The following is a 10348-nucleotide window of genomic DNA, read 5'->3' as shown; positions in this document are numbered from 1 at the left end:
ATGCAATGCAGGATGACTGCGAGCTTACGGGCAACGGCGACCTTTGCTTTCTTGGCGCCGATCCGGATCATGAGAGCCAAGCCCCATTGGCGCAAATCGCTATCCTTTTTGACTCGCGTCAGCAACGTATTGGCGGCCTCGAACAGCAAGCTGCGGGCAGCACGATCGCCCGACTTGGAGATGCGACCGGCGATATCGACCTCTCCCGATTGGTAGCGTCTAGGCGTTAGGCCCAAGTAAGCACCGACATCGGTTGATCGGCCAAAGCGTTTTGGATCATCGATTGTCGTCGCGAAGGTCAACGCGGTGATCGCGCCCACTCCGGGAACGCTGGTCATTCGATGACATACCTCGCTTGCCCTGGCTATACGAATGAGCTGCGCATCGAGCGCGCGTTGGCGTTCACCAGCAACGCGCCAGGCGCAAAGCAGCGCCTCGATTGCGGACCGTACTAACGCGTCTTCGGGGCACCTCGACAACACCATCTCATCGAACGTTCCTCCCTTCCCGGGAGCGAGAACAACGCCGAATGTCTTCAGCAAACCGCGGATCTGGTTCGACAGGGTTGTCCTGATGGATACCAGCTGACCGCGCGCCGTCAGAATTGCTCGTATGCGACAACTCGCCAGGCTCTTCACCGCAACGGCGCGATACCAACCCGAGCGCACGACCTGCGCAATGCCATGCGCGTCGTTGGCATCGGTTTTGTTCACCTGCAGCGACAGCGCAGCCGCGACCCGGCGAGCATGGATGCAGTCGACCTTGAGACCGAGCGCCCGCAGTTCGCGCCAAAGCCAGATTGAGAGTGGACCAGTCTCCATGCCGATCCTGACAGCGGCGTCAGCATGCTCTCTAAGTGCGACAGCGATGCTGTTCGGCTCCGTCCGGCACTTGCCTCGCCAAATCCGACGTCCCTCGACATCCACCACACAAATCTCAGTCTCTTTCTGCGAAACATCCAGGCCTACATATGTCGACATCGCGCTCGCCATGTCGTTCACGACATGGCCCAATCGCCGGAGCAGGACGTGCAGACGCCGATAGCCGAAGCGCCGGCGCTCGCGCGCGACCGGCCCGTCGAAGACGCAAGGCGCGACAAGCCGATCGCAGCGCAGGGCGCCGAGGAACGTCAGCGTGTGCCAGTGGCCATGCGGGGCGAAGCCGCGCAGGCGCTTGCCCTTCGGCCCCCAGCCGCGCAGCGGCGCCATGTTGGTCTTGATCCAGGTCTCATCGATGAAAACCAGCCGTCGAGGATCGAGCCCGGCCTGCCAGGATCGCCAGCGCTGTCGCCGGCGCGGGCCTGCTCAAGGGCGAACAGTGTTTTTTTGAACCGCAGCCTCGCGCCGCAGGAACCGCCACACCATGTCTTGCGACACCTTCACCTCACGCGCCGCAAGTTCCGCCTTCAGCCCGTGCAGCGTCAGGTGCGGTGTCTGGGTGATGCGTTCCACGATGAATGTGCGATGTCGCTCCAGAACCCGCTTGCGGTGGCCGCCCATCTTGCCCGGCGCGACAGACCCGCGCGAACGGTAACGCTGAGACCACTTCACCGCCGAGGATATGGCAATGCCGAAACGAGCCGCGACCGACCGGCAACTCTCGCCGGCCAGAGAACCGCCCCCACAACGCGCTCACGAAGATCATTCGAAAGAGGTCGTGTCATCAGATGCTGGCCTCCTCTTCCAGCCAGCACCTTGAGTCACACCTTGGTCGTCAAGGGAATCCCACATCGATTCAGTCAATAGGAACCGCACTAGCCGACATATCGCCTAGCGAGCAGATGATGACGCGAATTGAATCCCGAATACAGCCCGCAGAAATTTACTCCGCCTAATACGCTCCCAGTGGAACGCGAATTCGTGCCATTTCGGATCCCGCGGAATCAACCGCTATAACATCAACGGAGTAATTATTGCCCCTGCCGCCGGAACACGGAGGCATGTAACCTGGCGTCAGCCAATCTCCAGAAGTTGCATTTGCAGTTACGATCCTTACACTTTCCGGTAGGTCATCAGTAGCACCCGGAACCGAAGGTAAGCTTACGGACCGCTCCCCCAATGATACTCTAAATCCGAGTACGCCATGCCCGCCATTATTCATGGCCTCATAGCTTTCGTCGTTAAATGATAGATGGATTTCTGCAGTACCATCAGGAAGATCGCTCACGTCAATCGGTGGAGTCGCCCCGTTTCCGCCTTGGCGCGAGCATTGCTGCCCAGAGGGCACAGCGACACCATCCCAAGCGGGATCTGAAAACGCGGCAGAGAACTGGCCCTGAGCCCATACAGAGCTCGAACATATCAGCATGCCGAATAATGCTGTGCCCTTTATGCCCTTGGTGATGCCACACATATACTGCTTCCTCCTGCCAAAACGCGAGAATGACGACAACTAAAATAACCTATCCGCGTCCAGGGGAATCCTGCACAAACTATCCTAAAACCGTTAAACTTATGTTAGGTAAGCAGTCGGATGGTTAATTTAGGTAGCAATGTGCAAAGTATATAAGCTGCGGTAGCTTTTGACTTTTTATGCTCGGCGTACTCCGGGTTGGCGAGTTGCGAAGTTGGGTAGCGATACGTTGTTGCCGTCGACAGCAGTCTGACCTGACGTGGCGGACGGTCTCCACTTCCGGCATCGCAATGTGCCAAAGTGTGGCTGACGAAAGTCACATGGGAGAGCCGTCATAGAGGTTTGCACAGTCAATCTGGATGTCGCCAAGCAGGCTTTCAGGTGCGCGGCCTTGACGCGGAGGGCACATTGGCTGTGCCCGGAAGTTGCGTCCCGACGCTGTCACATTCTTTACATCCTTGCTGGCGCCTGATCGGCATCGACTCATCACTGGGCTCGTGTCCTCACGGCTCTGGGCCATGAGGTTCCCCCGGCTGCCGGCAGTTACGTCTAGATTCCATGAGGAGAGACCGGCACCCTTAGCTCTGGAAAGATGAGGGCGCCCAACTTTCTCGATGGAGATCATTAAAGGGGCGAACCACGGGTCTGTGCGATTGTTTGCGTACCGACATCGGAAGAGGAGGATCGCCAGCGTGTCCGCCGGGAACTGAAGACTTTCATCGGAGAGCGCATCCGACATGTTGTGCGATGGTATTGCGAATGGGTCCGTCGGCTCCGGCGCGCACCACGAAAGTCACGAGCCGTCGCCGGGCGACTGCGGCCGACGATCGTCGCCGAGAAGGAAACTGATCAGGTCGATCTTCAAGCGCTGCGCCGGACCCGGGACCAGATGATCGGCTCGAGACGTGCCTGATCCATCAATGCGGGCCTTCTGATATTGGGGCAATTGCATTTTGACGATTTCGACGGTTGGTTCGTTGCTGCTTTGTAGCGCCGCTTTCCGCTTATCGTTCGCGCCAAGCCGACTGATCGCGTCAGCCAGGAAGAAGTGTTCGGTCCGTTCGTGACCGTCACCACTTTCGAAGATGACGAAGAAGCTTTGGCCATCGCCAATGGCGTTCAGTACGGTCTTGGCTCCGGTCTCTGGACGCAAAACCTCACCCGCGCGCATAAGTTTGCGCAGGATACCCATTCTCGTCGGCACGGACCGGAGTATCACCCGGCAGACCAACCATGCGGCGTGCGGTAGTGGGCTCAACGAAGTAGCCGTTTGCGAGATCATCACGTTCCGGCTGCTTGCCGCCAGTGATAACTTCGCCGCCTTCGTCCTTTGCAACCTGACAGAACTGCAGCACGCGCTCCTGGTGCATCTTGGAGGTCAGCGGCCCCATTTCGGTCTGCGGATCGAGCGGATCGCCGAGACGGATCGATTGCGCCAGCCTGGTGAAGCCATCGAGGAATTCCTCAGCAATCGACTTGTGCAGAATGAGACGGGAGCCGGCGATGCAGGCCTGGCCCTGATTATGAAAAATTGCGAACGCCGAACCGCCGATGGCCGCACGCACATTGAACCACTCACAACGGTCGTTACCGTGCTCAACGGGCAGAATGTATTCTTCCGAGGTCGGGCAGAAGAGGCTGTCCTTCACTACCGAACACACGGACGGATTCCAAGTCACGTCAGAGCGCGAGAGGTAGGCGAAGAGGTTGTAAGCCGAAACTTCGTGTTCAAAGCCCGGAGCGGCGTGAACTTCGGGCTCGTCCTGAGGAACGTCGGCAAACATGCGGTTGACCGGATACCCTTGACGCCCGGCTGGCCATTGGTGAGGGAAACAATCAGGGATTGTTTCACCCCAAACACAGCATCGCTCGTGAGGTACGTATCGCCCTCGATGAAGAGATGGGTGTCCTCGGCATCTTCATGGCGACTGGTCGTGGCGGCAATGGCAAGTGGCACCATTTTGTGTTCTTGATTTCTGGCCTGTTGCACGGTTTGGCTTATTCTCAGTCCATCATCGGCAGCGAAAACAATTCCCTCGCCGGCTATCTCATCGGCTTTGGCATCACCCAGACTCTTGTCGCTGGCACGGCAATGGTTGCCGCTTACTGGTTCTGGCATGGCGACCGGCTCTACGCCAACGCACGCGTCTTTGGCGGCATTCTGACCGGCATCGGTCTAACTGCGCTCTATCAGTCTAATGTGGCCAGTCTGCTTTAGGCCCCTTAGGCTCAAAGACTGATAGGTGGCGTTTTGCGACTGAGCAAACATAGTAACTATGCCGTCCGGGCGCTGATCTACTGCGCAGCCAATCCCTCGGGGCTGAGCCGAATTCGCGATATCGGCAAAGCCTTCGGCGTCTCAGAGATGTTCCTGTTCAAGATCCTCGTTCCCATCGGGCGCAGTGGCCTGCTCACGACCATCCGCGGCCGCAATGGCGGAGTGCGTCTCGGTGCGCCCGCCAACGAAATCACCATCATGGATGTGCTGCGCGTCACCGAAGACGATTTTGACTTAAGCGAATGCGCACGCGAGGAATGCGCGCATTGCCCACTGGGCTCACGCTGCCGCTACGAAAACGCTCTTGGCGAGGCACTTCAGGCTTTCACCAAGGTGCTTGAGAGTTACACCATCGCCGATCTCGTCTCCGATCGGGACGGCGTTGCCGTCACTCTTGGCTTTGCCGAGCTGTCCTCGCCGAGATGACGAGCTAGCAGCTTGCCTGCTTGCATAAATCGGCACACGCGGTGCCATATCGTGCAGGAAGAGGTCGGCGCTCAACGCTATACCTGTCACTGACTAAATGGCGGATAATTCGGATGATCAGGCAGGCCCTTCTCTGCGCCCCCTTGCTGCTCAGCCTCTCCACAGCGGTCGTTGCCACTGATTTCTCTGGCTCGGAAATTGGCGCGGCGATTGAAGCGCGTCGCGGCCTCATGCAGCAAACAGCCCTGCTCGCTGGCATGGTCGATATGCATCTCAACGGAGCCACTGAAGACCAGCTCTTCACGCTCTCCGATCTCGCTAATGCCACAGCCCAATCGCTCGATGCTTTTGCGCTTTTGTTTCCGCCGAAAAGCAATCTCCAAGGCGGCGCCGATCCGATCGAAGGCGTTGCGACGACCTCTGCGGCACACGTCTGGGACGACTTGCCGGCCTTCCAACAACTGATCCGCGATACCGCCGCAGACGCACGCGAGGCCGCGCGGGCCGAAACGATCGATGCCTTCGTTGCGTCCTGGGGGAAAGTCGCCCCGTCGTGTGCGTCCTGCCACGAAAATTTTGTTTCCTACGATCCTTTCGGCTCGCTCTAAGAGCAAAGATTCACAGGGTGCTCAAAACCTGGCCGTAATGTGCAGGATATGAGCACCTCTACTCCCCATGTTCGTAATCGCAAGAATATGCCAGGCATCTGGGGAGAGAGCCTATGGGTACCCATACCCATTCAAAACACCATCATCACGATCATGGCCATCATCACGACCACGATGATGATGGTCACAACCACCACGGCCACAGCCACTCCCATGCCTTCGGGCCCACGGAGGTTTTCCGTATTGGCCTGACCGGACTTTGTGCGCTGGCTCTCTGGCTACAGTTGCCGGACCACGTCTATCTCGATATAGGCGGACAGATCTTCCTGTCCTTCTCCTGGTATGGACTCGTCGGCCTCGGCATCGGTGGCTGGCCGCTCTTTGAAGAGGCCTGGGAGAGCATCAAGCGGCGCCGCATGACCATGGAACTGTCCATGTGTATCGCCGTGGTCGCTGCGGCTTACACGGGCTACTTCCTCGTTGCCCTCATGATCACCTTCTTCGTGCTCATCGCCGAAGTGCTTGAAGGTATGACACTGGAGCGCGGTCGCCGCGCGATCCGCGATCTTATGGCCCTTCTGCCGACAGAAGTGCAGATGCGACGCGATGGTCAGGTCGTAACCGCCTCCATCTACGACATCGAGCTTGGTTCGGTGGTGGTGGTCGCACCGGGCGCACGCGTTCCCGTCGACGGTCCAGTCATTTCGGGCAATTCCTTCATCGACGAGTCTCGCATCACCGGCGAATCGATGCCGGTGGAGAAGATGCCGGGGCACTTCGTCTACGCCGGCACCATTAACCAGTCAGGTGCTTTGGAAGTGCGTGCCGAACGCGTCGGTCGTGCCACAAGCTACGGCCAAATCCTTGATACTGTTGAAGAAGCAGAGCGGTCGCGTGCTCCAGTACAGCGCCTCGCCGACAAGCTAGCCGGCTATATTGTTTATGTCGCCCTTGGCTTTGCCGCCTTCGAATATTGGATTACCCAGGGCAATATCAGCGCCACCATTTCGGTAATTGTGGTAGCCGGCGCCTGTGGCGTTGCTGCGGGTACGCCTCTCGCCATCCTCGGCGGTATAGGCCGCGCCGCCCAGATGGGCGCGATTATCAAAGGCGGTGTGCACCTCGAAACACTGGGCAGGGTCGACACTGTCGTGCTTGACAAGACCGGCACGCTGACCTTCGGCCGTCCGGAAATCACCACTGTCCTCACGCATGGCGCCGCTTCCCCCAATGAAGTGCTACTGGCCGCAGCAACGGCGGAAGCTTTATCCGAACACCCGCTGGGCAAGGCAATCATCTCTCACGCGGCTAAGCTAAATCTCGTTCCCGGCGCTGCCAGCGACTTCCGGTACGAGCCGGGTCTGGGCATTTCCGCACGCGACGCTTCGGGCATGATCTATGTCGGCAACGAGCAGTGGATGCGTCAAAACAATATTGCGGTAAACGCAACTTCGGACACCTACGAGGGCACGCGTATTCTGGTCGGCCGCGACACAACTTTGATTGGTCAAATTCAGGTCGAAGATCAGGTCCGCCCTGAAGCGCGTCGGGCGATCGAAAAACTCAAGTCAATGAACATTGACGTCCAACTCCTCACCGGTGACTCAGCTGCAGTTGCCAACAAAGTGGCTAAGGAGCTTGGCATTCACGTGGTCGAGGCTAGCCTCCTGCCTACCGATAAGCTCAAACGCATACAGGCCATCAAGCGGTCCGGTCGTACCGTTGCCATGGTTGGCGACGGGGTTAACGATGCTCCAGCTCTCGCCACGGCCTCCGTTGGCGTAGCTATGGGCTCGGGCACAGAAGTCGCCCGTGAAAAGGCTGACATCGTGCTACTCGGCAACGACCTCATGCGCTTTGCTGAAACGGTCCACGTCGCCCGCCGCACCCGGAACGTAATCTGGTTTAACTTCGCCGGGACCGTAGCGGTCGACGTTCTGGGGATTGCCATAGCCATGCTCGGATGGATCGGGCCTGTGGAGGCCTCGCTGATTCACACGGGTTCGGAATTGGCTTTCATTCTTAACTCCGCGCGTCTCATCCCTGGCCAGACCATGATCAAGGGCATCCAGAGCGCAAAGAATGAAATGGCCACCTGGCTGCCCGCCCGCCAGCACTAGCCACTCAAAGTCAGACGCCCGTCAACCTTGTTTGGCGGGCGTTTGGTTTTAGGCAGAGCAGGATGTGATTGGGTTCGGTGGCCAGGGCGCGTGCTGGGCCTCAACTGGTTGTCCTCGGACCACGGTATTTTGGACGTCGGACTGCCGTTTGGGCGATACTAGTTGGGCCGCGAAAAGCTTCAGTTAGTCGCCAGCGAGCCTCCTATCGGTCGAATGGTCAGAGGAGCGGGATTGGATACGTCGCGTCGTGTGACAAGAGGTGCTTGCTTGGGGATCAGCGTTCGCCTAGTGCAGTTCGTAGCCCTGTCGGTCGTTGCATCCTGGCAGGCGTGGTCACAGCGTTCTGTGGCTCTATCGGGTTCATAGGTCTCGCTGCCCCTCACTTGGTACGCGGTATTCTCGGGCAGTCGGATCACTTCGCCGTCTTGCCGGGATCCGCTTTGGTTGGTGCGGTCCTTGTGCTGCTGGCGGAATACGTCGCCGGCGGTAACGGGCTGACCGATGTCACGTTGCCGCTCAACTCCGTGACGGCGTTCATCGGGGCACCTGTCGTGCTTTGGGTGCTCCTGCGCCGCCGGCGCGAAGCGGGCCAGGTGCCATCATGATCAGGGCGGAGTTCCCCACCGTATCTACGGAAAACCTCTGCGTTGGCTACAAGCGCCGAGGCGACAGCTCAATCATCCTGGAGAATTTTACCGCCCAGATATAGCCCCACTATCGGACATCGCCGCTGCCTCTATTGCCGACGACAGCCCCGCGCGCCTATCCTGAGCAGTCGCGCTTCTGACGCCGAGATAGATCATCAGGCGCGCAATGTGATCGCGACGTGTATCTTCCCGGCGGGCATCGATTGTAAACGCGGTGGGATCGGCGCCGATCTGGTCGGCCATAAAATTCAGCATCGCACGCGGCGGAATTTCGCCCGCCGACAGCACCCGGCCCGGATGTCGCATCGCGCAAAGCTGAACAGCGAAGCCGAGCTTATTGTGCTCACGCCTGCGCAGGTCAATTTCGAGTCGATCCGCTGCGGACAATGAATAGTGTCGGATCAGGCTGTTCTCATGAGCCGGAATATCGAAAAGCCCCGTCGATCCTGAGATCTGAGAATCTTGCGCCTGGCCACTGCTCAACTCCACACACAACACCAACTGCCGTTGAATGTTGACGAGCAGACGGGATGTGGAAAAATCGGCTTTCGTGCCGCCACGGTTTTCCACTGGGGTCAGACGCCGCGCGCCGGAAATCGGGAGACACAAGCAAATGCTGTCACGCTCCGTTCGGCCTTAGCGTACGATTTGAACAGTTCTTGTTCCGGCCCGGACTCCGTCCGCATTGTCGCGGACCGCTGCTCCCGCGAGCGATGGTAACACCCGATGCCGAGGGCGCGGTTGTCAGTGATGTCCACCTTGTCGGCCGCACGATCGTATGCCCAGGAACTGAGGCGGCCGGACGGTTTGTGCTACATCATCAAATACGGGTCCCGGCAGAACGCTTCCTTCAGGTCCGCTTCTCCAACAACGTGAAATCCGCCAAAATGCAATGAGAGATCAGGACAGAAACGCCGGCCTCACAAGCAAGCCACAGTCGTCAAGCGAGCCGTCGTCGAGAAGGTGTCAAGTCCAGCTTACTTTGCCTGCGCCGATCATGCGCCTAGAAGGGCCTGTCTGAGAGCGGTTTCTGGCAGACGCTATTCAGTGAAAAAGTTTCGTAGGATCGGTCGGTGCAATCCATTTTCATTGCCGGCAAATCAAGATAATGGCTATATTGCATCGATATACATGTTTACTTTTGTAGTAATCATTCCTTCCACAGGAAGTATGGGGATTGTTTCCATATAGTAATGGTTTTGTGGCTGCGAAGGGGAAGTCATATGAGTTACTTAATGAAAAATTAGTTATTCATTTCCATGCCGCTTGAAGGCGGTATGAAAAGCTGATTAGTGCGATCTCGCTGTGTGGAGTCGACAAGGGACACTGATGAGCGCGCGGGTTCTCGGCTTTTTCATTTTTTTGCTGTCGAGCAGCGCTGGCCAGGCGGCTGACTTGGACGGGCGAGCGGCGGTCGACTGGAGCGCTCCTTATTTTGGCATTTCGGGCGGTTATGGCTGGCTGCGGGATGTCGATCGCTCTTTTGCTCCGCCGCTCCGTTCATCGGGAGATGACGTCGTCTTTGGCGCGCACGCCGGCTATCTCCACCAATTCGGTGCCTTCGTAGTGGGAGGCGAAGCCGAATACATGCGGCTTGGTATCAATTTTGAGGGTTTTCCGATCGACGTCGAAGACGCGGTCTCGGCGAAGGCCCGCGCCGGCTTCACCTTCGACCGCCTGCTGCTCACCGGTCATGCCGGGGCCACCTATATCACCACCAATATCGGACTGAAGGATTGGGGCTGGGTGGCAGGCGCCGGTGCCGACTACCGCCTGAGCGAAAATGTCGCCGTCGGAGTGAACTGGGATCACATGCGGTTCAATCGGTTCGACGGCACGCTGATCGATGGCCAGATCGATCTCCTCAAGGCGCGAATAGATTTCAGATTCTAGGAATGGCCAAGGCGCTCGGCCCGC

At 58.3% G+C, this 10348-nt stretch carries 8 protein-coding genes and 4 pseudogenes; 8 read left to right on the top strand and 4 right to left on the bottom strand.

All coding sequences use genetic code 11. From position 1 onward, the window contains the following. Both ABLE86_RS17150 and ABLE86_RS17145 read right to left on the bottom strand, forming a co-directional pair. On the bottom strand, positions 1 to 980 hold a 980-nt coding region (locus tag ABLE86_RS17150), incomplete at its 3' end, for an IS110 family transposase (RefSeq protein WP_348780188.1). Between the two features lie 87 nt (positions 981 to 1067). Continuing rightward, positions 1068 to 1663: pseudogene (locus tag ABLE86_RS17145) on the bottom strand (IS630 family transposase); the annotation flags it as partial. Positions 1664 to 2974: 1311 nt separating this feature from the next. On the opposite strand from ABLE86_RS17145, the pseudogene ABLE86_RS17140 reads away from it, so the two are divergent. Continuing rightward, positions 2975 to 3100, top strand: a pseudogene (locus ABLE86_RS17140) (IS110 family transposase); the annotation flags it as partial. 282 nt (positions 3101 to 3382) lie between these two features. After that, positions 3383 to 3535: pseudogene (locus ABLE86_RS17135) on the top strand (aldehyde dehydrogenase family protein); the annotation flags it as partial. Here ABLE86_RS17135 and ABLE86_RS17130 read toward each other — a convergent pair. Further along, positions 3510 to 4136, bottom strand: coding sequence for an aldehyde dehydrogenase family protein (locus tag ABLE86_RS17130; protein WP_348780174.1), 627 nt, complete (start codon positions 4134 to 4136; stop codon positions 3510 to 3512). The pseudogene ABLE86_RS17135 and the gene ABLE86_RS17130 overlap by 26 nt on opposite strands. Before the next feature lie 59 nt (positions 4137 to 4195). Between ABLE86_RS17130 and ABLE86_RS17125 the strand changes: the two genes are divergently transcribed. The 5 genes from ABLE86_RS17125 (at position 4196) to ABLE86_RS17105 (ending at position 8389) form a co-directional block, all read left to right on the top strand. Next, entirely contained in the window at positions 4196 to 4570 is a 375-nt protein-coding gene (locus ABLE86_RS17125; RefSeq protein WP_348780173.1) for a HupE/UreJ family protein, read from the top strand. A 33-nt stretch (positions 4571 to 4603) separates the two neighbouring features. After that, positions 4604 to 5056 carry an Rrf2 family transcriptional regulator gene (locus ABLE86_RS17120; protein WP_348780172.1) on the top strand — a complete coding sequence of 151 codons (453 nt, stop codon included), beginning with the start codon at positions 4604 to 4606 and terminating at the stop codon, positions 5054 to 5056. A gap of 113 nt (positions 5057 to 5169) precedes the next feature. Further along, a complete protein-coding gene (locus ABLE86_RS17115; RefSeq protein WP_348780171.1) occupies positions 5170 to 5664 on the top strand; it encodes a cytochrome c in 495 nt (164 codons plus the stop codon). Between the two features lie 113 nt (positions 5665 to 5777). Next, positions 5778 to 7784, top strand: a complete 2007-nt coding sequence (locus ABLE86_RS17110) for a cation-translocating P-type ATPase (RefSeq protein WP_348780170.1) — start codon at positions 5778 to 5780, stop codon at positions 7782 to 7784. Between the two features lie 77 nt (positions 7785 to 7861). Next, positions 7862 to 8389 carry an iron chelate uptake ABC transporter family permease subunit gene (locus tag ABLE86_RS17105; protein ID WP_348780187.1) on the top strand — a complete coding sequence of 176 codons (528 nt, stop codon included), beginning with the start codon at positions 7862 to 7864 and terminating at the stop codon, positions 8387 to 8389. 102 nt (positions 8390 to 8491) lie between these two features. Here the strand turns inward: ABLE86_RS17105 and ABLE86_RS17100 are convergent. After that, positions 8492 to 8907: pseudogene (locus ABLE86_RS17100) on the bottom strand (DUF4158 domain-containing protein); the annotation flags it as partial. 853 nt (positions 8908 to 9760) lie between these two features. Between ABLE86_RS17100 and ABLE86_RS17095 the strand changes: the two are divergent. Continuing rightward, on the top strand, positions 9761 to 10324 hold the full coding sequence (locus tag ABLE86_RS17095) for an outer membrane beta-barrel protein (RefSeq protein WP_348780169.1): 564 nt from the start codon (positions 9761 to 9763) through the stop codon (positions 10322 to 10324). Positions 10325 to 10348: the final 24 nt, after the last annotated feature.

The sequence above is a fragment of the Mesorhizobium sp. KR2-14 genome, from assembly GCF_040049255.1.
Taxonomy (GTDB): domain Bacteria; phylum Pseudomonadota; class Alphaproteobacteria; order Rhizobiales; family Rhizobiaceae; genus Pseudaminobacter.
This window is presented reverse-complemented; position numbering and strand designations above follow the sequence as displayed.